Below are 20,820 nucleotides of genomic sequence, written 5' to 3'. Positions count from 1 at the left end.
CATGCAGTGAAGGCACTACCGGCCACGCTCGTGGTGAGCGCATGTCTCTCCGTTCTCGTCCTGCCCGGACAGGCACGCGCCGACGACATTCTGGACGGCAACACGCAGAACTCGGGAACGGAGCAGCGTGCCGACACCGGCGACGACGGGACCGTTTCGGTCACCGTGGGTGGTGTCGTCTTCGATCGTTCCAAGAACGGGAGCGGTGACTCGGTCGGTGCGATGACGTCGTCCACGTCCTGGAGTCCACCGGCTTGCTGGTACGCCCCGAAGTACACGCCCAAGGAGTTGCAGGATTACCTGGAACCGATCTGGGAGGCCGAGTCCACGGGATACGAGTGGGATGCCAAGCAGCGCGAGAAGTACAACGCGAAGGATGAGAAAAAGGGCTTCAACAAGGACAAGACGGGCAAGGGCTTCTGGTGGGGCTCGTACGTGAACAAGAGTTACCCGCCCGGCTGGGACAAGTGTGACACGGAATACTTCTGGGTGGACAAGGGTGACCCGCCACCCGCGGACAAGGAGAACGCCGTCACCCCGGAGGTCCTCGCCGAACTCGCCTACGCGGAGATCCGCGTCCCCGGGACCGAGGTGACGCTGGCGCCTGCCGGGGCGACCAAGGTGAACCTTCCGACGTGGGCGTGGCTGGACGGTGCCGAGTTCAAGCCGGTCTCGGTCACCGCGTCCGTGGAGGAGATCGGCATCGAGGCGACGGCCACGGCTGAGCCGGTCTCGCTGCAGATCGAGCCGGGCACCCCGGACGCCGAGATCTACCCGGCATCGGGAGTCTGCGCGATCAAGGACGGCCGTATCGGCGCTCCGTACGAGAAGGGGAGGGCGGACGACACACCGCCGTGCGGGGTGAAGTACCTGCGCTCCTCGGGCGACGGCACGTTCCCGCTCCAGGCGACGGTCACGTGGGAGATCCACTGGACCGGCACCGGCGGCGCGGGGGGAGACCTGCCCGACGGTACGTTCGGCGCCACCCAGGACGTCGTCGTCCAGGAGATCCAGGCCGTCAACCGCTGATCGTTCGCGCCAGTCCGGATCAAGCTCTTGGAAGGCGCTCAGAGGAGGTGGTCCGCCTTGCCCGCCTTGATCTCGAGAATGAGCGACCGAAGAGCTTCGCGGCGGTCGGTGAGGGGGCGGTCTTCCTGCCCGGCGATGGCGATGTAGGCGTTGTCTTCGTCATCGGTACCTATGCGGAAGCAATTGTTACCCTCGCCGCAGAAGGGCTCTTCCCAGTTGACGCCTGACACGGTAGCGATCTCCTCAGAACTCACGGACGACATGTCGGACGAGATCACGCGAGGCTGTCTGTGAGTCGAGACGAGGCCCTTCGACTGATCCTTTTCGACGGCCATCCCCGCCACATCCACCCGCGCCTCGCCGCCGCCTGCGAAGCCCGGCGGCGGTCGGCGCTTCGGGTCATGGCCTGCGTCGTCCGGGCCTGCCGCGGAGACTGGGGATTCGGCGATGCTCGCGAACCGGGCGGTGGGACGCGCATGTGGGCGGTGCTGCCGAAGGAGACAGTGCGCTGAAGTACGTGACGTGAGCCCGGCTCGACACCGGGCCACGCCCTCGTAATGGTGTTGAACGGGGCCCTCGGCCGAAGGTAGGAAGGCCGCATGACTGGACTCGGTGCCGTGTTCCGCCCCCAGCTCGCCCCCGAGCGGCTCCGTGCCGTGGCTCGGGTCGCCGATGAGGTGGGGCTCGAGGAGCTGTGGCTGTGGGAGGACTGTTTCCGGGAGGGCGGGATCTCCACGGCCGCCGCCGCCCTCGCGTGGACCGAGCGGGTGCGGGTCGGGGTCGGGCTGTTGCCCGTGCCGTTGCGGAACGTGGCCGTCACCGCGATGGAGGCCGCCACGCTGCACCGGATGTTCCCCGGCCGCCCCGTCCTCGGCGTGGGACACGGGGTGCAGGACTGGATGGGACAGGTCGGGGCCCGGGCCGAGTCGCCCCTGACGCTGCTGCGGGAGTATCTCGTGGCGCTGCGGGCGTTGTTGGGGGGCGGGCGGGTGACGTCCACGGGGCGCTACGTCCGACTCGACGACGTCGCGCTGGACTGGCCGCCGGAGCAGCCCGTCGAGGTGCTCGCCGGCGCCACCGGGCCGCGCTCGCTGCGGCTGGCCGGTGAGGCCGCCGACGGCACCGTGCTCACCGCGAACACTCCGCCCGACGGAGTGCGCCGTGCCCGGCGGCTCATCGACGAAGGGCGGGCGGCGAGCGGGCGGACGGAAGCGCACAGGGTCGTCGTGTACCTCCTCGCCGCCACCGGAGCCGGTGCCCACGACCGGCTCCGGGCCGAACTGGTCGCCGAGGGCGTCGGGGCGGTGCCGGATCTCGGGGTCGCCGGAGACGCGGAGGCCGTCGCGGACGCCGTGCGGCGGTTGGCCGAGGCCGGGGCCGACACCGTGATCCTCCAGCCGACCGGGGACGAGCCCGATCCGGAGGGGTTCGTCCGGTTCGCCGCCGAGCGGGTCCGGCCGTTGGTGGCCTGAGGGTCGCTGACGGTGGCCTCGTGCCGTACGGGTTGCACCTTCCGTAGCGGCATGTGGTCCGGTGGACCTACGTCCCGATGCCGTGAGGAAGGGTCCCTGCTCATGCGTTCGTCCTTCATGCCACCCCGCCGGGTCAGGATCGGTGACGCGGCGGCCTTCGTCGGCAGCACGCCACGGGCGATCCGGCATTACCACGAGATCGGCCTGCTCCCCGAGCCCGAGCGGGGCGGCGACGGCCGCCGCCGCTACGGGTACGAGGACATGATCCGCCTGCTGTGGATCCGCAGGACGGCCGACGCCGGCGTCGCCCTGGACGACATCCGTGACGCCTTTGGCACCGCCTCTGCCACCGCCTCCGCCACCGGCTTTGCCACCGGCACGGCTCCCGGCGGTGGTGACAGCGCAGAAGGCGTCGCGGGCATCCTGGAGCGGTTGGAGGAGACCCTCGCCGCGCGGGAGGCGGAATTGCGGCGGCAGCGGGCCGCCGTGCGGCGGATGCGCACCGAAGGCAGCCGGACGGGCCTGCTCTCCGACTTCGTCACCGAACGCCTCAGGAGCCTGCCCGAGGGCTCCCTGCGTCAGGCGGACCTGGACAGTCTGCTGGTCACTGAGCGGATCCTCGGCCCGCTCGGCGCGGCCGTGCAGGCCACCCGCTTCGTCGTCCTGGCCACGCATCCCACTCTGCGGGAGGAGTCCGACCGCGTCGACGACGCCGAGGAGGCACTCGACGACAGTGTCGCCGTCGATGATCCCCGGGTCGCGCAAGTGGCCGTCGAGCGGCGCGCCTTCGAAAGCGCCCTGGAGGCCGCCATCGAGGAGTCCGGCCTGGGTGCGGACGACGATGCCCTCTTCGACGCCTGGGACACCTCGCACCCTGCCACCGCCGATGGGGGCGAGGCCGACTCCGTCAGCGCGTTCGAAGCCACCGGCTGGATGCCCTACGACTTCTCCCCAGCCCGCCGGCGCTGTATGGAACTGGCCGCAGAAACAGAAACACCCGCAGAACGAGCCGCAGAACAAGCAGCCCCAGACATCACCGCCCCCCAAAGCTATCGAGCGGAGCCTTCTTCATGACGCCCCCTGCCCACCCCGCACCCTTCGAGCGCCTCGTGGCCGAAGGTGCCGCCGTCCCCACCGAAGGGTGGGACTTCTCCTGGTTCGAGGGGCGGGCCACCGAGGCCCGGCCCTCCTGGGGGTACGCGCGGTCCATGGCCGGGCGGCTGGCCGGGGCCACCGCCGTACTGGACGTGCAGACCGGGGGAGGGGAGGTGCTGGACTTCGCCCTCGAAGCCGCCGGCCCCCACCGGGCCCCGCTCGTCGCCGCCACCGAGGGCTGGGCGCCCAACGCCGCCCAGGCCACCCGGCTGCTGCGTCCGCGCGGAGTCACGGTGGTCGCCTCGGCCGACGACGCGCCCCTGCCCTTCGCGGACGGCGCCTTCGACCTGGTCGTGAGCCGGCACCCCGTCGAGCCGCACTGGGCCGAGGTGGCCCGCGTGCTCACGCCCGGCGGCACCTACTTCGCCCAGCACGTCGGGCCTGCCAGCGTCTTCGAACTCATCGAGTACTTCCTCGGGCCGCTGCCCGAGGACAGCCGCCGGCACCGTGACCCCGAGCGTGAGCGCGCCGACGCCGAGGCGGTCGGCCTGGAGGTGGTCGAGCTGCGGGCGGAGCGGCTGCGGATGGAGTTCCTCGACATCGGTGCCGTGGTCCACTTTCTGCGCAAGGTGGTGTGGATGGTCCCCGGGTTCACCGTCGAGGCGTACCGGGACCGGCTGCGCGACCTGCACGAACGCATCGAGGCCGACGGGCCCTTCGTCGCCCACAGCTCCCGTCATCTCTTCGACGTGCGCAAGCCGGATGCCACGGGCGGGCCCGGCGCGCGGCCCTGACACCCATCTGCCGGGCCCGGGCCCGCGTCCTCACGCGTGCGCCCCCACCGTCACCTCTCCGATCACCAGCTCCGCCGCCGCCGCCTCCAGTACGGCCCCCACCCGTTCCGCGCAGTCCGCCAGCTCGCGTTCCTGTCGTGCCGTCAGGCGGGCCAGCGGCTCGACCGTGACCGTCGTACGGCGGCCCCGGCGGCGCTGGTGCCAGACGCCCGCCGCGACCCCGTCGACCAGGAGCACCGGGAAGTTGCCCGCCTGCCCGCCCGCCAGCGCCCGCCGGTAGGCGGCCCCCGGGAAGAGCAGTTCCCGCGGCTGGGCGGCGACGACGTACGCGTCGAAGTACGGCAGCAACCGCACCCCGCGCAGCGGTTCGTCCCGTTCCGCGGCGTCGGGGAAGCCGGTGTCGCCCGCCGCCACCCACGCCGGGGCGCCCTCGAAGCGGACCTGCTCGATCTCGCCCGCGGCGGCCAGCTCGGCGTAGCGGGCCTTCGCCCAGCCGGGTGGTGCGGCCAGCCAGCGGGCGAAGTGCTGGGGCGTCGCCGGTCCGTACGCGTACAGGTATCGGCGTACGAGGAGCCGTGACGCCTCCTCGGGCGGCAGCGGGGTGAAGTGGGGCGGCCGGGTGTACGTCACCCTGCGGCCGCGGTTCGGGCCGAAGGACAGGGCGCCGCACTGGCCCGCCCGGTGCAGGACCTGGCGCCAGCGCGGCCACATGGTCTGGAAGGCGGGCATGACCAGGTCGCCGGCCCAGGGGCCGGTGCGCGCGACGACCTCCTCGCCGAGTTCGTCGATGGTCAGGAAGGCGCCGTCGAGCGCGTCGGCGATCGCGGCCACGACCTGCCCGGCCTGCTCCCCGGTGAGGCGTACGTCGGTGGGGAAGGCGGCCGTGCCGGACGGGATCGCGGGGAGCGCGGCGCACCACATGGGGAGGTCGCGGGGCGGGAGCAGATGCACCGTGCCGCGCGGGCCGTGCGTCTTCACCAGCGCGGGCGCGGGCACGTGCGCGGGCGTGGGCGTGGGCGGAGCGGTGGGCCACAGGGCGTCGCGTACGTCCGTGCGGGTCACGCCGTCGGCCCGCAGGCCGACCGACAGCTCGGCCGCGGACAGTACCTGGGCGTGGACGCCGAGCATCGCGGCGGCCACGTCGGCGACGGACGTGCCCGTTCGGGCCCGCCTGGCCAGGAACTGCCGTTCCAGGCGTCGTGCGCTCGCCGCGGCCCAAGTGATCCCCGTCGTCTTCGTCATGAGGCGACGTTAGGTGAGAAGTAGGACGGATTCCGTCCTCGGTCGTCCGGGGTCGCCCTCGGTCGTCCGGGGGTGGATCTTCCGGGCTCAAGTGGCGCACCTTCGCAAACATCCGTGTGTGCGGAGGCAGGGTACGCAATCACCCGTCGATCCTCACAGGGTTTCCACATCGTTATTCATCGATGTCCTCTTCGAGTCGAAAACGACCCGCCCGGTCGCGTAGGTTCGGAGCCAGGTAATTCGCGTGAGCAAAGCTGCGCGCGTGGCACCGCGCAGTGGAGGGGGCTGCGCGGTGCCGGATCAGTCGCCGGACCGGTCGCCGCCGTCGCCGGGCCGGCCACCGGACCGGCCCCGGTCAAGCCGGCCGTGCCGGTCGCGTCACCCGGACGGGCGAAGCGGACTTCCACCCCGTCACGCCGGTCGGCGGCGCCGCCGCGCCACACCAGTCGCACGCGCATCACCGCCCGCCCGAAGGCGCGCAGTGATTTGGCCACCGTTCAGGCCGGAATATGGGCTTCCGCGGTCATCCGGACGTCGCCGGGCAACTCCGGAGAGTAGTTGTGGCACGCCGATGCACGCAGCATCACTTACGAAGGGTTATGGTGGAAACCCCCCCTCGGGCCGGTCCGTATCCCCCCCCACGGACCGGCCCGTTTTTTCTGCCCGGCCGGGCGGCGCCTGCGAGCGGTACGCCCGTAACGAGGAGTTCACCGGTGCGCCGTCCTGTGTCGTGGCATGGCGGCGCTTGTTCGAGGGCATAAGCCAAGCAGGTCGACGCCCGAACCACGGGTGTCGGATCTCAGCGGACGGCACGGAGCCGTCCGCCCGGGAGGCCCTTTGCACCAGCCCCACCGTGCGGTCACGGCACGGAAGACGCGGCGGAGGACCGGTCCGCGGTCCGCGCCAGTGCAGGGCGGCCCCAGGGACCTGCCTGACGACGACCGTCCGGCGGCCCTCCGACCGGTCGGCTCGTTCCCGCCCTCCCGGCGCGGCTCGTTCCCGCCCTCCCGGCCCAGCGTCCACTCCGTCGCTCCCCGACCTCTTCCGAGGGGGTACGTCCTTCCGTGGTGACCAGCACAAAGCGCCACAAGCCAGATAGGCGCACCTACGTTCTCGACACCAGCGTCCTGCTGGCCGACCCGAACGCCCTGAACCGCTTCGACGAGCACGAGGTCGTGCTCCCCATCGTCGTGGTGACGGAGTTGGAGGCCAAACGGCACCATCCCGAACTCGGCTACTTCGCCCGGCAGGCCCTGCGCCTGCTCGACGAGTTCCGGGTGCGGCACGGTCGCCTCGACGCCCCCATCCCGATCGGGGACCTCGGCGGCACCGTCCGCGTCGAGCTCAACCACTCGGACCCCAGCGTGTTGCCCACCGGCTACCGCCTGGGAGACAACGACTCCCGCATCCTCGCGGTCGCCCGCAACCTCCAGGCGGAGGGATTCGACGTCACCGTCGTCTCGAAGGACCTCCCGCTCAGGATCAAGGCGTCCTCCGTCGGACTCCTGGCCGAGGAGTACCGCGCCGAGCTGGCCATCACGGACGCCTCCGGCTGGACCGGAATGTCCGAACTCACCCTGCCGGGTGAGCAGGTGGACGTGCTCTTCGAGGAGGGCAGGGTCTACGTCCCCGAGGCGACCGACCTGCCCGTGCACACCGGTCTGACCATCCAGTCCGAGCGCGGCAAGGCCCTCGGCCGGGTCGCGCCCGACGGCAACGTCCGGCTGGTGCGCGGCGACCGGGAGGCGTTCGGCATCAAGGGCCGCAGCGCCGAGCAGCGGATCGCGCTCGACCTGCTCCTCGACCCGGACGTCGGCATCGTGTCGATGGGCGGCCGGGCCGGCACCGGCAAGTCGGCGCTCGCCCTGTGCGCGGGCCTCGAAGCGGTCCTGGAGCGCCGGCAGCACCAGAAGGTGATGGTCTTCCGGCCGCTGTACGCGGTGGGCGGGCAGGAGCTCGGCTACCTGCCCGGCTCCGAGGCCGAGAAGATGAGCCCCTGGGCGCAGGCGGTCTTCGACACGCTGTCGGCCGTCACCAGCCGGGAGGTCATCGAGGAGGTGACCGCGCGCGGGATGCTGGAGGTACTGCCGCTCACCCACATCCGGGGGCGCTCGCTGCACGACGCGTTCGTGATCGTGGACGAGGCGCAGTCGCTGGAGCGGAACGTCCTGCTGACCGTGCTGTCCCGGATCGGGGCCAACTCACGGGTCGTACTCACCCATGACGTGGCACAACGGGACAATCTGCGGGTGGGCCGATACGACGGAGTCGTCGCCGTCGTCGAGAAACTGAAGGGGCATCCGCTCTTCGCGCACGTCACCCTGACGCGGTCCGAAAGGTCCCAGATCGCGGCGCTCGTGACCGAGATGCTGGAGGACGGTCACATCTGACCCGTCCGAGAACTCCGACCCGACTCGGGCCGGTTACCCGTCAGTTCGGCGCCGTCCGGAAAGGCCCAGAGCCTAGCCGGGCGGCGCCTCGGCGTGTGCGGATTTCCGTGAATCCCCTGGGCCAAACGAGATGTGAGCTTTCACACGCAACACAGAATTGCCTCACCCCGCCGGGTTACGGCAGAGTCTCACTCCTGTCAGGCCCCGCATACGACACAGTTGTACCCCCAGCGGTACGGCGCCCCAGAAGCACCAGATCCAACTCCATAGCAGAGTCGTATGCCGCCCGAGCACCACGCGGCGCTCCCGCCGAGGGAGTTGTCCACCGGGCCCGTGCCTCCCGTGACCCGTAGTTGGGGAGGCCAGTGCCAGGGGCACGATTGCGTCCGCGAGGGTCACCGAAGCGGGCGATGCTGGAAGGAAACCGTGTGAGCCGGATCTCGGTCCGGGGATTCGCAGTGGCCTCGGCCACGGCGGTCACCGCCGTCGGAAGCGTCGTCGGAGTTGCCTCGGGCAGCGTCGCGCAGAACAACGACGACGCGGAGGCGACGGCAGCAGGCACCACCCTGCTTGCCGACATCCCCATGGGTGAGCAGGCGCAGGTGCAGACCGCGTCCCTGACGCAGCAGGCCGACGTTCAGGCCATCGCCGCGGACGCGAGCGCCAAGAAGGACGCCGAGGAGGCGGCCCGCAAGGCAGCCGCCAAGACCGCCGTGGACAAGCAGGAGAAGGCCAAGAAGGCGGCCGCGGAGGCCAAGGAGCGCGAGGCGGAGAAGGAAGCGGCCAGCCGCGACGCCAAGCGCGAGTCCACCAGCTTCGCCGTCCAGAGTTCCTACAGCACCGGCCAGATCCAGGCGATGGCGCGCCAGATGGTGCCCAGCGGCCAGTTCCAGTGCTTCAGCAACATCGTGAACCACGAGTCCAGCTGGAACTACCAGGCCGTCAACGCCTCCTCCGGCGCCTACGGCCTCTTCCAGGCCCTCCCGGCCGGCAAGTACGCCTCCGCGGGCGCCGACTGGCGGACCAACCCGGCCACCCAGATCAAGTGGGGCCTCAGCTACATGGACAACCGCTACGGCAGCCCGTGCGACGCCTGGGCCTTCTGGCAGGCCAACCACTGGTACTGAGCCCGTAGTCGCCCGCCTTCCCCGGCGCCGCGGTCCACGCTCAACCTCGCGCAGCCCCTCACCGTCTTATGGTGAGGGGCTTTCGCGCTCCCGCCATGTACGGTCGGACCGGAACGACTCCAGGGGGGAGTGGTGGGGAAGGACGGGGGAAGAGGACGGATCATGTCACGAGTGCCAGGGTGGCTCGGCCGGCTCGGCGCCGGACTGACGCGGGCGAGCGAGCGGTTGGAGCAGCGCCGCGAGGAAGCGCGGCGCGCCGACGCCGACGACGGCCCCGGGCCGGCCTCCCACCACGAGCGGCGGCCCCCGAACGACACGGCCGAGGACACGGCCGGGGACGCGGCCGGGGACTCCGCGGCCGAGCACCTCGCCGCCCACCGCCCGGTCGCGCTCGCCAACCGTCCCGATCCGGCTCAGGCCGTGCCCTGGGGAGTACGGGTGGCCGCGGAGGCGGGGTGGCGGCTGCTGGTGCTCGCGGGCACCGTGTGGGTGCTGATGCGGGTCATCAGCGCCGTACAGCTCGTGGTGCTGGCGTTCGTGGCCGCGCTGCTGATCACCGCGCTGCTCCAGCCGGCCGTGGCCTGGCTGCGCCGGCACGGGGTGCCGAGGGGGCCGGCCACCGCCCTGACCGCGATCCTCGGCTTCGTGGTGATGGGACTGATCGGCTGGTTCGTCACCTGGCAGGTCATGGAGAACATCGACAACCTCTCCGACCAGGTCCAGGACGGCATCGACGAGCTGCGCAACTGGCTGCTGAACAGCCCCTTCCACGTCACCGACAAGCAGATCAACGAGATCGCGAAGAACCTTCGCGACGCGGTGGGCGCCAACACCGACCAGATCACGTCGGCCGGACTCGAAGGCGTCACGGTCGTCGTCGAGGCGCTCACCGGCATCCTGCTGGCCGCGTTCTCGACGCTGTTCCTGCTCTACGACGGCAAGCGCATCTGGCAGTGGTCGCTGAAGCTGGTGCCCGCGGCGGCCCGGCCTGGCGTGGCCGGGGCCGGCCCGCGCGCCTGGCGGACGCTGACCGCCTACGTGCGCGGCACGGTGATAGTCGCGCTGATCGACGCCATCTTCATCGGCCTCGGCATCTACTTCCTGGACGTGCCGATGGCCGTCCCGCTGGCCGTGTTCATCTTCCTGTTCGCCTTCGTCCCGCTGGTCGGCGCGGTGGTGTCGGGCGCGCTCGCGGTGGTGGTGGCGCTGGTGACCCAGGGCGTGTTCGCGGCGGTCATGACGCTCGTCGTGGTGCTGGCGGTGCAGCAGATCGAGGGGCACATCCTGCAGCCGTTCATCCTCGGACGCGCGGTGCGGGTCCATCCGCTGGCGGTGGTGCTGTCGGTGGCCGCCGGCGGCATGGTGGCCGGCATCGGCGGCGCCGTGGTCGCCGTGCCGCTGGTGGCGGTGACCAACACCGTCGTGGGCTACCTGCGGGCGTACTCCCGCGAGGCCGCCCTGCGGCAGACGCCGAGACCGCACGGAGCCACCTCGACCGACGCCGCCCCGGCCGTCGACCGCGTGCCGGGACCGCCGAAGCCCCCGGGCCCGCCGACGGACGGCCCACCGCCGGACACCTCCCCGGCCTAGCCAGGGCCTGTCCGGCGGATCATGCCGCAGACGCGGGGGACCCCCATCGCGTCGACTGCTTCCTCCGCCTTGCAGCCGCACGCACCAGACCCCGCTCACCGGCGCTGATGAAGTGCCGTGTCTGCCCTGCGACCTGATCCGCCGGACAGGCGCTAGCGGCGCGCCGCCGGCGCACCGGCATGCGAACGGGCCCCGTCCACCTCTCGGTGGGCGGGGCCCGTGCCGTGCGTGGCGGGCCGGGGACGAATCCCGGGCGGGACTACTCGGCGGCGAGGACCGCCTCGGCGTCCAGCGTGACGCCGACGGCCTCGACCACGGCGGCGATCTTGAACGCCTCCTGGATCGTCTCGCGGTCCACACCGGCCTTGCGGAGCACCTGCTCGTGCGAGTCCAGGCACATGCCGCAGCCGTTGATGGCGGACACCGCGAAGGACCACAGCTCGAAGTCGACCTTGTCGACGCCCGGGTTGCCGATGACGTTCATCCGCAGACCGGCGCGCAGGGTGCCGTACTCGTGGTCCGACAGCAGGTGCCGGGTGCGGTAGAAGACGTTGTTCATCGCCATCACGGCGGCGGCCGACTTGGCGGCCGTGTACGCCTCGGGCGTGAGGTTGGCCTTCGCCTCCGGCTCCAGCTCGCGCAGCACGATGGGGGAGCGCGAGGCGATGGCGGTCGCCAGCACGGTGCCCCACAGCTGCTGCGCCGGGAGGCCGGAGTTGCCGATGACCGAACCCAGGTTGAGCTTCAGGTCCTTGGCGTAGTCCGGAACGGCGGACTTCAGGGAGTCGAGGGACATGTCAGATCACTCTCCCGAGAGCAGCGCGACCGGGTCCAGGGTCTCGTCGCCCTTGCTCCAGTTGCACGGGCAGAGCTCGTCGGTCTGCAGGGCGTCGAGGACCCGCAGGACCTCCTTGGGGTTACGGCCCACGGAGCCGGCGGTGACCATCGTGAACTGGATCTCGTTGTTCTGGTCCACGATGAAGACCGCGCGCTGCGCGAAGCCGTCCTCGCCCTCGATGCCGAGGTCACGCATCAGCTCGTGCTTCGAGTCGGCCAGCATCGGGAAGGGCAGGTCGGTCAGGTCCGGGTGGTCCTTGCGCCAGGCGTGGTGCACGAACTCGGAGTCGCCGGAGAAGCCGAGGATCTGGGCGTCACGGTCGGCGAACTCGTCGTTCAGCTTGCCGAAGGCGGCGATCTCGGTCGGGCACACGAAGGTGAAGTCCTTGGGCCAGGCGAAGACGACCTTCCACTGACCCTCGTAGGTCTTGTGGTTGATCTGCTGGAACTCCTCGCCCTTCTCCAGCGAGACACAGGCGGTCAGGTCGAACTCGGGGAACTTGTCACCGACAGTGAGCACGTGCTCTCCAAAAGCGCAGCGAAGAAACGCCCATTTTGCGAGCGTTTCCCATGGGTTGGACGTTAGTGATGTTGGCACAGGGTGCATTGATTAGTGAAATAGCTACACTCGGTCGAGTTGATCGGAGGTAGCTATTAGTGTCCAGTAAGAAGAGGCAGCCCAGCCTCGCTCAGCTGCGGGCTTTCGACGCGGTCGCCGAGCACCTGCATTTCCGCGACGCCGCCGCCGCGATCGGCATGAGCCAGCCGGCGCTCTCGGGCGCCGTCTCCGCCCTGGAAGAGGCACTGGGTGTCACCCTCCTGGAGCGTACGACGCGCAAGGTACTGCTCTCCCCGGCCGGCGAACGGCTCGCGGTGCGGGCCAAGGCGGTACTGGCGGAGGTCGGCGCGCTCATCGAGGAGGCGGAGGCGGTGCGGGCGCCCTTCACCGGCGCGCTGCGGCTCGGCGCCATCCCGACCGTCGCGCCGTACCTGCTGCCGACGGTGCTGCGCCTCGTCCACGAGCGCTATCCCGACCTCGACCTCCAGGTCCACGAGGAGCAGACGGCGAGTCTCCTGGAGGGCCTGACGACCGGCCGGCTCGACCTGCTGCTGCTCGCGGTGCCCCTCGGTGTCCCGGGCGTCACCGAACTCCCGCTTTTCGACGAGGACTTCGTCCTGGTCACACCGCTCGACCACCGGCTCGGCGGCCGGGAGGGCCTTGAGCGCTCGGTGCTGCGCGAGCTGAAGCTGCTGCTGCTCGACGAGGGGCACTGCCTGCGCGACCAGGCGCTCGACATCTGCCGGGAGGCGGGCCGCGCGGGCGTCCCGGCGACGACCACGGCCGCCGGTCTGTCGACGCTGGTGCAGCTGGTGGCGGGCGGCCTCGGGGTGACGCTGCTGCCCCGCACCGCCGTCCGGGTGGAGACCTCCCGCTCCAGCCAGCTCCTCACCGCGTCCTTCACCGACCCGGCCCCCACCCGCCGTATCGCCCTCGCCATGCGCACGGGCGCGGCCCGCTCGGCGGAGTACGGGGAACTGGCGGCGGCCCTGCGCGAGGCGATGGCGGACCTGCCGGTGCGGACGGTGCACGACTGAGGGACCGAGGGACCACCCGGCCGGGCGGTCCCTCGGTCCCTCAGTCCCTCAGAGCCGCGGTCCCCGGGGCCCTCAGCGCCGCGGTCCTCGGTGCCTCGGTCGGGCACCCGCGGGGCCTACTCCGTGCGCAGCCCCTCCGGCCGCATCAGCCGCAGCAGCGGCGGCAGGCTGCACAGCGTCACCACCAGGACCACCGCGGCGCCGATGCCGGTCATGGCCAGGACGCCGGTCCAGTCGACGCCGACCGGGGTGCCCGTCATCTTCAGGAGCACCGTGCCCAGGGTCAGGCCCACCACCGAGGCGAGCAGCAGGCCCAGCACGATGGGGATCGCCGTCTGCCACAGCACCGACAGGCTCAGCGTGCGGCGCCGGGTGCCGAAGGCGACCAGGGCCGACAGCAGCTTCTTGCGCTCGCGCAGCTGCTCCAGCTGCGAGACCAGCAGACTGGCGCCGATCAGCGCCAGCACACACGCCGCCCCCACGAACAGGCCGGTGCGGATGGCGTCGAACCGGTCGGTCCGCTCGGTCGCCGCCCAGGTCACGGCGTCCGCCAGCGGGTCGATGGCAGCGGTGGTGTTCCGTACCAGGTCGTGCACGTCCGGCACCGACTGGTCCAGCTTGAGGTAGGCGTGTCCGTCCAGCGCCGGCGCGAAGGCCTCCGGCATCGCCGTCCGGGTCATCAGGAAGCCGCCCCGGTCGGTCCCGGCCAGCAGACCGGTACGCGGCTTCGCGGCCTTGACGCCCTCCGGCACCGTCCAGGGGACCCCCGGGCGCTTCGGGCCGCCCTCGTAGGACGGGTCCGCGTAGAGCTTCCGGCCCGGCGCGGCCAGCTTCGTCACGTCCTCCCCGCCGTCCCACTCGGCGCCGTGGACGACGAACACGTCCCCTTCGGCGCACGAGGACAGCGTGGCGATCTCCCGCAGCGAGGCGCAGTCGCCCACGGTCAGCGTCGTGCCGTGCTCCGGTTCCCGGGGGCGGTCGCCCAGCCAGGCCTCGGAGAAGGCGTAGACCGCCTCGACGCCCTTCGTGTCGCGGAACTTCCCGGCCGCCTGGTCCATGGCGACTCCGCTCGGGAGGATCGCCTCCATCTGCGCCTGCGACACGTCCTGCCCGGTGGACTTGGTGTAGTCGTCGTCCACACCGGCGAACAGCATCTGCAGCGCGATCGCCCCGGCGACGGCCACCGCGATGCCGTTGACCATCCGGGCCGCCGTCCCGCTGCTCAGCTGCAGCCGGCGCACGGCCAGCTGCCAGGCCACGCCGCCGGAGCCGAGCCGGGCGACGACGCTCTCCACGATCCACGGCAGGAGCGCGGTCACGCCGACCAGGAGGAGGACGACGCCGCCGGTCACCAGGTACTGGTTGAAGTCGCCGTTGTCCCGGCCGTTGCCGATCATCGGGTAGAGCATCGCCAGCCCGGCCAGCGGCAGCAGCAGCCGCCACCACAGCCGGCGCCGGGCCGGCCGCCCGGCACGCACCACGCCGAGCGGCTCGATGACCACCCCGCGCAGCGCGAACAGCGTCACCAGCACCGCCGCCGCCGGCACCGCCACCGCCACCAGCAGCGCCAGCACCGGTGAGGGGTTGAGATAGCTGGGGAACACGCTGATGCGGAACACCTCGGCGCTGCCCGCGAGCTGCCGTCCGACCATGAAGAACCCGGCACCGAAGACCAGCCCGAGCGCCGCGCCGGCCATCGCCTCACCGGCGGCGATGCGCCGGGTCATGCGGCTGTCGGAGCCCACCAGACGCAGCGCCGCGAGCCGCCGGTCCCGCCGCTCGCCGCCGAACCGCACGGCGGCGGCGATGAACACCGCGACCGGCATCAGCAGCACCACGAAGACGACGAGGATCAGCAGGAGCAGCACCGGGTCGGACTGCTCCTCCCCGGGCTCCGGGTCGCCGAACCGGTCGATACGCTCCGTCTTGCCCGCGGTGATGTGCTCCGCGAGTCCCTCCGCGCCCCGGTAGTAGGCGAGTTCGGCCGAGCCGATCAGCCCCTCCTCGGCGATCGTGCCGACCACCCGGTCCGGCAGCCGCTCGCGCAGCAGCGCGCCGGAGTCCGAGTTCAGCAGCTCCTTCAGCGCGGGGGAGACCACCATCTCGCCCACCGCCGGGAACTTCTCCACCCCCGGCGGCAGCGGTGCCCGCGGGCCCTCGGGCTCCAGGGCCCGGCCCCGGACGTCGTCGTCCCGGAATTCCTCGTCGACGCGGGCGATCACGAGCGTGTCGTTCGCCTTCGGCATCGGTTTGGTGGCGAAGGTGATGTCGGAGCGTGCCGCCTCCCGCTCGTGCCGGACGGTGAGCGCGTTCGGCAGCGCCGTCGTCAGCAGCAGCAGGGCCACGCCGAGCCCGACGCCGACCGCCGTCAGCACGGCCCGGGTCCAGCCCTCGCGGCCGCCGGTGAAGGCGAAGCGGACGCCCAGCATCAGGTCGGCGGCCCACTGGCGCACGTTCATACGACCCGCTCCATGTCCCGGGACTTGCCGTCGCGTACGACGATCTCGCGGTCGGAGTAGGCGGCCACCCGTGCCTCGTGCGTGACCAGCACGACCGCGGCGTTGGTGGAGCGGGCGGCGTCCGTGAGCAGCTCCATCACGCGCTCCCCGTTGAGGGAGTCCAGCGCGCCGGTCGGTTCGTCCGCGAAGAGCACCCGCGGGTTGGTGACCAGCGAGCGCGCCACCGCGACCCGCTGCCCCTGGCCGCCCGAGACCTCGCCGGGCCGCTTCTTTTTGAGGTCGTCGACCTCCAGCCGCTCCATCCAGCTCAGCGCGGCCCGCTCGGCCTCCTTGCGGGAGGTGCCGTTCAGGCGCAGCGGAAGGGCGACGTTCTCGACACAGGTCAGCTCCGGCACCAGCTGGCCGAACTGGAACACGAAGCCGAAGTCCGAGCGGCGCAGCGCACTGCGCTGGGCGTCGGACATCGCCGACAGCTCGCGCCCGTTGTACATGATCGTCCCCGAGTCGGGCGGCACGATGCCGGCGAGGCAGTGCAGCAGCGTCGACTTGCCGGACCCCGAGGGGCCCATGACGGCGACGACCTCGCCGGGGTGGATGGAGAACTCGGCGCCGTCGAGGGCGAGGGTGGGGCCGTAGGCCTTGCGGAGCTGGTCCGCCGAGAGCAGGGAACCTGCGGGGGGAGTCATCGGGTTACCGCCTCACGGAGCTTGTCGAGGCGCGCGGCGGTCAGTTCCAGCCAGCGCAGATCGGCCTCGAGGTGGAAGAGGGCGTGGTCGCAGATCAGCTGGTCCGCGAGATCGCCCTTGCGCTTGCGGTCGGTGAGGATGCGCATGCTGCGCAGGTGTTCCGAACGCTGGGTGTCGAGGATGTCGGCGGCGTCGCGGTGGGTGAGCAGCGCGAGGACGACCTTGGTGTACAGCGTCGACTGGAGGTACGGCTCGGGCTTCTCCGGCGTGGCGAGCCACCGCTGTACGTCGGTGATCCCCTCGTCGGTGATCGCGTACCGCTTGCGCTCGGGACCGCCGCCCGCCTCGATGCCGTCGACCACGACGAGGCCGTTCTTCAGCAGGCGGGACATCGTCGAGTAGACCTGGCCGTAGTGCAGCGGCCGGTCGTGACCGAACTTCTCGTCGAAGGCGCGCTTGAGGTCGTAACCGTGGCGCGGCCCGGACTCCAGGAGCCCCAGGAGGGTGTGACCGATGGACATGCGGAGCACTCTACACACGGTGTATACGCACTATGTATACGCACGGTGCAGAGATCGTGGCGGCGGGTGCGGGGCGGCTGCGGGAGTGCAGGTCGGAGCCGATTGTCACGGTTCCGCTACGGCGGAGGGCCCGCCTCCGCCCCGGACGGTCAGGACGGTGGCGCGGCCCCCGGGCGGCCGCCCCCGGGCGGACGGCCCCGGCGTGGCAGCGGCCCGGTGTCGCCGGGCAGCCGGCCGGCCTCGGCGAGTGCCCTGCGGAGCAGGAACTCGATCTGGGCGTTGGCCGAGCGCAGTTCGTCGCCCGCCCAGCGGGCCAGTGCCTCGTACACCTGCGGGTCGAGCCGCAGCAGCACCTGCTTGCGCTGCTGCGGCCGGCGCCGCGGAGCCGGGCCCTCGGGAGCCCCGGAATCCTCGGGCGGGTTCGTCACTGGTAGAGCGTCCCCGTGTTCAGGACCGGCTGGGCGGCGCGGTCCCCGCAGAGCACGACCATCAGGTTGGACACCATCGCCGCCTTCCGCTCGTCGTCCATCTCCACGATCCCCTGCTCGCTGATCCGGGCGAGCGCCGCCTCGACCATGCCGACCGCGCCGTCCACGATCTGCCGCCGCGCGGCGACCACCGCACCGGCCTGCTGCCGCTGGAGCATCGCCGAGGCGATCTCCGGCGCGTACGCGAGGTGCGTGAAGCGCGACTCGATGATCTGCACGCCGGCCGCCTCCACGCGCGCGTGCAGTTCGACGGCGAGCTTCTCGGTGATCTCCTCGGCGTTGCCGCGCAGCGAGAGGCCGTCCTCGTCGTGGGCGTCGTAGGGGTACTCGATGGCGATGTGTCGCACGGCCGCCTCGGTCTGGGTGGAGACGAACTCGACGTAGTCGTCGACCTCGAAGGTGGCCTGCGCGGTGTCCTCCACCCGCCACACCACGACCGCCGCCAGCTCGATCGGGTTGCCGTAGGCGTCGTTGACCTTCAGGACCGCCGTCTCGTGGTTGCGCACCCGCGTCGAGATCTTGGTGCGGGAGGTGAAGGGGTTGACCCAGCGCAGGCCGTCCTGGCGGATGGTGCCCCGGTACCGCCCGAAGAGCTGCACCACGCGGGCCTCGCCCGGCGCCACCATGTTCAGGCCGCACATCGCGAGGAAGGCGGCCAGGGCGATCAGGATGCCGCCGATGATCAGCACGGCCTTGCCGCCGGTCGAGTCGACCGCCGTGGCGCCGGCGATCAGACCGGCGCCGACGAGCAGCCCGACCAGTCCGAGCAGCAGCGCGAAACCGCCGCCGATGCTGTGCGCCTGGTTCTCGCGCACCCGTGGCGCGGGCATCTCGGGCACATCGGCGGTGACCTGCGGGGCATCGTGCGTGGACATGGGTGGTCCCCCGTTCGCTCTTTGCTTACTAAGTGATAACACTTTACCACCGGATCACAACCCTGAACCCCTCTCGTACGTCGGTTCCTATGGAGCGGGTGCTGATTCTCACGTCCGTACAAGGCTGGATCGGTTGCCGTTTGTCACATCTCCCGGTGTTAGCTTTCTGAGCTGACCTGAGCGACGAACCTGTGTGACGCGTGAGCGAGACGTGTCCGCAGATGACCGAAGCGGAGCGGATCGGACCCATGGGACGAGCGGAAGAGAGAAAAGCGCGACAGCGCGGTGGCCGCCGCGCGGCGCCGAAACGCCGCCGTTCGTCGGGCGCGGCCTCGGGCGGGGCCGCGGGCGGGAAGAGCCGGATACGCCGGCTGTTCACCTGGAAGAAGATCCTCGGCACGTTCTTCGGCCTCTGCCTGCTCGGCATGGGCGCCTTCATCGTGCTGTACATGATGATCGACATCCCCGAGGGCAACCCCGAGGCCGAGCTGCAGAGCAACGTCTACAAGTACAGCGACGGCAGCGTCATGGCCCGCACCGGGGACCGCAACCGCGAGATCGTCGACCTGGCCAAGGTGCCCAAGGACGTCCAGCGCAGCTTCGTCGCCGCCGAGAACAAGACCTTCTACGAGGACGCCGGCGTCGACCTCAAGGGCACCGCGCGCGGCGTGCTCAACACCCTCTCCGGCAAGGGCGCGCAGGGCGGTTCGACGATCACCCAGCAGTACGTCAAGAACTACTACCTGACCCAGGAACAGACGGTCTCGCGCAAGCTGAAGGAACTGGTCATCTCCCTCAAGCTGGACCGGGAGAAGTCCAAGGACTACATCCTCGCCGGCTACATCAACACCAGCTACTACGGCCGGGGCGCCTACGGCATCCAGGCCGCCGCACAGGCCTACTACCGCGTCGACGCCGAGGACCTGACGGTCGAACAGGGCGCGTACCTCTCCGCGCTGCTCCAGGCGCCGAACCAGTACGACTGGGCGATCGCCAGCGAAACCGGCAAGAAGCTCGTCCAGCAGCGCTGGAACTACGTCCTGGACAACATGGTCGAGCAGAAGTGGCTGAGCGCGGGCGACCGGAAGGGCATGACCTTCCCGACGCCCAAGGAGCCCAAGACCGCCGCCGGGATGGAGGGACAGACCGGCTACCTGGTGAAGGCTGCCGACTTCGAGCTCAAGAAGCAGCTCGTCGCCCAGGGTGCCGCCGAGGACATGAAGCAGGCCGAGACCCTGGTGGAACTCGGTGGTTACACCGTCACCCTCAACATCGACAAGAAGAAGCAGACTGCGCTGGAGGAAGCGGTCAAGGCCAAGCTCACCAGCAAGCTGGACCCCAAGAAGCGCAAGGTCGACGCCGACGTCCAGGCCGGTGCCGTCTCCGTCGACCCGAAGACGGGCTCCGTCGTGGCGATGTACGGCGGCGTGAACTACCTGAAGCACTTCACGAACAACGCCACCCGCGACGACTACCAGCCCGCCTCCACCTTCAAGCCGGTGATCCTCGCCGCCGCCGTGGACCAGGACGCCGAGACCCAGGACGGCGTGCCGATCACGGCCAACACCCTCTACAACGGCGACAGCGAGCGCCCTGCGATGGACGGCGACCGCGAGGTCGGCTTCGCACCGCCCAACGAGGACGACAGGGACTACGGCGAGATCGACGTCCAGGAGGCGATGAACAAGTCCGTCAACTCCGTCTTCGCGCAGATGGGCATCGACGTCGGCATGACCGAGGTGATGAAGGTCGCGGCCGACCTCGGCATGAACACCGAGGGCGACGACCCCGTGCCCGCGCAGACCCTGGGCAGTATGGGCGCCAGCCCGCTGGAGATGGCCGGCGTCTACGCCACCCTGGACAACCACGGCAAGAAGGTCACCCCGGCGATCGTGAAGTCGGTCGAGCACAAGGACCGCACGATCGAGATGCCCGACCCCATCGGCGAGCAGGTCGTCAGCCGGGAGGCCGCGGACACGGTGACCTCCGTGCTCACCGGTGTGGTCAACGACGGTACGGCCAAGACGTCCGTCCGGGAGAACCCGCTGCGCGACGGCCAGAAGGTGGCCGGCAAGACCGGTACGTCCGACAACAACAAGTCGGCCTGGTTCACCGGCTTCACCCCCAACCTGGTCACCTCGGTCGGCCTGTTCGGCGAGGACGACAAGACCCAGGACCACGTGCCGATGTACAAGGCGGCAGGCGTCGACTACCGCGTCAACGGCGGTGGCCCGCCGGCGGAGATCTGGGCCGCGTACACCTTCGGCGTCATGGACGAGGTCACCGAGTTCGACCTGGAGACCAAGCAGGGCGCCGCGGTGCAGCCGAGCAAGTCGCCGACGGCCCCCGAGTCGCCGACCCAGTCGCCGACCCAGGAGGAGACGACCGAGGCACCGCCGCCGTCCAACGACCCGACGACCGAGGCACCGCCGTCCAACGACCCGACGACCGAGGAACCGCCGGAGTCGCCGACCCAGTCGCCGTCGAACAGCGCGTCCAGCGGCGAAACACCGCCGGACGGCGGCGGGTCCACCGAGCCGGGCGACCCGGAGTTCCCGGACGGCGACCGACAGCAGCCATAGCGGCACTGCCGCACCGACCGCCGCGGACGTGACTCCG

General features: G+C 70.9%; 18 protein-coding genes and 1 pseudogene. 10 read left to right on the top strand and 9 right to left on the bottom strand.

Annotation, left to right across the window (positions count from 1 at the left end; translation table 11 throughout):
- The first annotated feature begins 33 nt into the window (after positions 1-33).
- Entirely contained in the window at positions 34-1,029 is a 996-nt protein-coding gene (locus ACFV9J_RS23010; RefSeq protein ID WP_385356731.1) for a hypothetical protein, read from the top strand.
- Positions 1,030-1,067: 38 nt separating this feature from the next.
- Here ACFV9J_RS23010 and ACFV9J_RS23005 read toward each other — a convergent pair whose 3' ends face one another.
- The gene (locus ACFV9J_RS23005; protein WP_385356864.1) at positions 1,068-1,292 is read right to left on the bottom strand and encodes a hypothetical protein; all 225 of its coding nucleotides are present in this window, start codon (positions 1,290-1,292) and stop codon (positions 1,068-1,070) included.
- Between the two features lie 33 nt (positions 1,293-1,325).
- Between ACFV9J_RS23005 and ACFV9J_RS23000 the strand changes: the two are divergent.
- The 4 genes and pseudogenes from ACFV9J_RS23000 to ACFV9J_RS22985 form a co-directional block, all read left to right on the top strand.
- Positions 1,326-1,541 (top strand): annotated as a pseudogene (locus tag ACFV9J_RS23000) (ATP-binding protein); the annotation flags it as partial.
- Positions 1,542-1,628: 87 nt separating this feature from the next.
- Positions 1,629-2,501 carry an LLM class flavin-dependent oxidoreductase gene (locus ACFV9J_RS22995; RefSeq protein WP_385356730.1) on the top strand — a complete coding sequence of 291 codons (873 nt, stop codon included), beginning with the start codon at positions 1,629-1,631 and terminating at the stop codon, positions 2,499-2,501.
- Between the two features lie 102 nt (positions 2,502-2,603).
- Positions 2,604-3,575, top strand: coding sequence for a MerR family transcriptional regulator (locus tag ACFV9J_RS22990; protein WP_385356729.1), 972 nt, complete (start codon positions 2,604-2,606; stop codon positions 3,573-3,575).
- On the top strand, positions 3,572-4,390 hold the full coding sequence (locus ACFV9J_RS22985) for a class I SAM-dependent methyltransferase (RefSeq protein WP_385356728.1): 819 nt from the start codon (positions 3,572-3,574) through the stop codon (positions 4,388-4,390). Before ACFV9J_RS22990 ends, ACFV9J_RS22985 begins: the two co-directional genes overlap by 4 nt.
- A 30-nt stretch (positions 4,391-4,420) precedes the next feature.
- Here the strand turns inward: ACFV9J_RS22985 and ACFV9J_RS22980 are convergent, their stop codons facing one another.
- The gene (locus tag ACFV9J_RS22980) at positions 4,421-5,632 is read right to left on the bottom strand and encodes a winged helix DNA-binding domain-containing protein (protein ID WP_385356727.1); all 1,212 of its coding nucleotides are present in this window, start codon (positions 5,630-5,632) and stop codon (positions 4,421-4,423) included.
- A 1,064-nt stretch (positions 5,633-6,696) separates the two neighbouring features.
- Between ACFV9J_RS22980 and ACFV9J_RS22975 the strand changes: the two genes are divergently transcribed.
- From ACFV9J_RS22975 to ACFV9J_RS22965, 3 genes are all read left to right on the top strand, one after another.
- Positions 6,697-8,022 (top strand): PhoH family protein, encoded by a 1,326-nt coding sequence (locus ACFV9J_RS22975; protein WP_385356726.1) that lies wholly within the window; start codon positions 6,697-6,699, stop codon positions 8,020-8,022.
- Between the two features lie 428 nt (positions 8,023-8,450).
- Positions 8,451-9,149 (top strand): transglycosylase SLT domain-containing protein, encoded by a 699-nt coding sequence (locus ACFV9J_RS22970; protein WP_385356724.1) that lies wholly within the window; start codon positions 8,451-8,453, stop codon positions 9,147-9,149.
- Between the two features lie 162 nt (positions 9,150-9,311).
- On the top strand, positions 9,312-10,739 hold the full coding sequence (locus ACFV9J_RS22965; protein ID WP_385356723.1) for an AI-2E family transporter: 1,428 nt from the start codon (positions 9,312-9,314) through the stop codon (positions 10,737-10,739).
- A 259-nt stretch (positions 10,740-10,998) separates the two neighbouring features.
- Here ACFV9J_RS22965 and ACFV9J_RS22960 read toward each other — a convergent pair whose 3' ends face one another.
- Together ACFV9J_RS22960 and ACFV9J_RS22955 are read right to left on the bottom strand one after the other, a co-directional pair.
- Positions 10,999-11,535: an alkyl hydroperoxide reductase gene (locus ACFV9J_RS22960; protein ID WP_115743982.1), complete on the bottom strand. Its 537-nt coding sequence runs from the start codon at positions 11,533-11,535 to the stop codon at positions 10,999-11,001.
- 6 nt (positions 11,536-11,541) lie between these two features.
- A complete protein-coding gene (locus ACFV9J_RS22955) occupies positions 11,542-12,096 on the bottom strand; it encodes a peroxiredoxin (protein ID WP_087807470.1) in 555 nt (184 codons plus the stop codon).
- Positions 12,097-12,233: 137 nt separating this feature from the next.
- Between ACFV9J_RS22955 and ACFV9J_RS22950 the strand changes: the two genes are divergently transcribed.
- Positions 12,234-13,172 carry a LysR substrate-binding domain-containing protein gene (locus ACFV9J_RS22950; protein WP_385356722.1) on the top strand — a complete coding sequence of 313 codons (939 nt, stop codon included), beginning with the start codon at positions 12,234-12,236 and terminating at the stop codon, positions 13,170-13,172.
- A 116-nt stretch (positions 13,173-13,288) separates the two neighbouring features.
- Here the strand turns inward: ACFV9J_RS22950 and ACFV9J_RS22945 are convergent, their stop codons facing one another.
- The 5 genes from ACFV9J_RS22945 to ACFV9J_RS22925 form a co-directional block, all read right to left on the bottom strand.
- Positions 13,289-15,631: an ABC transporter permease gene (locus ACFV9J_RS22945; protein WP_385356721.1), complete on the bottom strand. Its 2,343-nt coding sequence runs from the start codon at positions 15,629-15,631 to the stop codon at positions 13,289-13,291.
- Positions 15,628-16,317 carry an ABC transporter ATP-binding protein gene (locus ACFV9J_RS22940; protein WP_385356720.1) on the bottom strand — a complete coding sequence of 230 codons (690 nt, stop codon included), beginning with the start codon at positions 16,315-16,317 and terminating at the stop codon, positions 15,628-15,630. Before ACFV9J_RS22940 ends, ACFV9J_RS22945 begins: the two co-directional genes overlap by 4 nt.
- Positions 16,314-16,838 (bottom strand): PadR family transcriptional regulator, encoded by a 525-nt coding sequence (locus ACFV9J_RS22935; RefSeq protein WP_003973941.1) that lies wholly within the window; start codon positions 16,836-16,838, stop codon positions 16,314-16,316. Before ACFV9J_RS22935 ends, ACFV9J_RS22940 begins: the two co-directional genes overlap by 4 nt.
- Before the next feature lie 149 nt (positions 16,839-16,987).
- Positions 16,988-17,266, bottom strand: a complete 279-nt coding sequence (locus ACFV9J_RS22930; protein WP_356856348.1) for a hypothetical protein — start codon at positions 17,264-17,266, stop codon at positions 16,988-16,990.
- Positions 17,263-18,201, bottom strand: a complete 939-nt coding sequence (locus tag ACFV9J_RS22925; protein ID WP_109033211.1) for an SPFH domain-containing protein — start codon at positions 18,199-18,201, stop codon at positions 17,263-17,265. The genes ACFV9J_RS22930 and ACFV9J_RS22925 overlap by 4 nt, the downstream gene beginning before the upstream one ends.
- 248 nt (positions 18,202-18,449) lie before the next feature.
- On the opposite strand from ACFV9J_RS22925, the gene ACFV9J_RS22920 reads away from it, so the two are divergent.
- Positions 18,450-20,783: a transglycosylase domain-containing protein gene (locus tag ACFV9J_RS22920; protein ID WP_385356719.1), complete on the top strand. Its 2,334-nt coding sequence runs from the start codon at positions 18,450-18,452 to the stop codon at positions 20,781-20,783.
- Positions 20,784-20,820 lie beyond the last annotated feature (37 nt).

The organism is Streptomyces sp. NPDC059906, from assembly GCF_042730645.1.
Lineage (GTDB): Bacteria > Actinomycetota > Actinomycetes > Streptomycetales > Streptomycetaceae > Streptomyces > Streptomyces rubrogriseus.
The sequence above is the reverse complement of the archived record's forward strand: the minus strand, read 5'-3'. Positions and strand labels throughout refer to the sequence as shown.

Bases quoted from the DNA above. Each gene is read 5' to 3' on its own strand.
- ACFV9J_RS22990 (WP_385356729.1), top strand. From the start codon at position 2,604: ATGCGTTCGTCCTTCATGCCACCCCGCCGGGTCAGGATCGGTGACGCG.
- ACFV9J_RS22925 (WP_109033211.1), bottom strand. From the start codon at position 18,201: ATGTCCACGCACGATGCCCCGCAGGTCACCGCCGATGTGCCCGAGATG.
- ACFV9J_RS22935 (WP_003973941.1), bottom strand. From the start codon at position 16,838: ATGTCCATCGGTCACACCCTCCTGGGGCTCCTGGAGTCCGGGCCGCGC.
- ACFV9J_RS22965 (WP_385356723.1), top strand. From the start codon at position 9,312: ATGTCACGAGTGCCAGGGTGGCTCGGCCGGCTCGGCGCCGGACTGACG.
- ACFV9J_RS22995 (WP_385356730.1), top strand. From the start codon at position 1,629: ATGACTGGACTCGGTGCCGTGTTCCGCCCCCAGCTCGCCCCCGAGCGG.
- ACFV9J_RS22960 (WP_115743982.1), bottom strand. From the start codon at position 11,535: ATGTCCCTCGACTCCCTGAAGTCCGCCGTTCCGGACTACGCCAAGGAC.
- ACFV9J_RS22940 (WP_385356720.1), bottom strand. From the start codon at position 16,317: ATGACTCCCCCCGCAGGTTCCCTGCTCTCGGCGGACCAGCTCCGCAAG.
- ACFV9J_RS22920 (WP_385356719.1), top strand. From the start codon at position 18,450: ATGGGACGAGCGGAAGAGAGAAAAGCGCGACAGCGCGGTGGCCGCCGC.
- ACFV9J_RS23005 (WP_385356864.1), bottom strand. From the start codon at position 1,292: ATGTCGTCCGTGAGTTCTGAGGAGATCGCTACCGTGTCAGGCGTCAAC.
- ACFV9J_RS22985 (WP_385356728.1), top strand. From the start codon at position 3,572: ATGACGCCCCCTGCCCACCCCGCACCCTTCGAGCGCCTCGTGGCCGAA.
- ACFV9J_RS22980 (WP_385356727.1), bottom strand. From the start codon at position 5,632: ATGACGAAGACGACGGGGATCACTTGGGCCGCGGCGAGCGCACGACGC.
- ACFV9J_RS22945 (WP_385356721.1), bottom strand. From the start codon at position 15,631: ATGAACGTGCGCCAGTGGGCCGCCGACCTGATGCTGGGCGTCCGCTTC.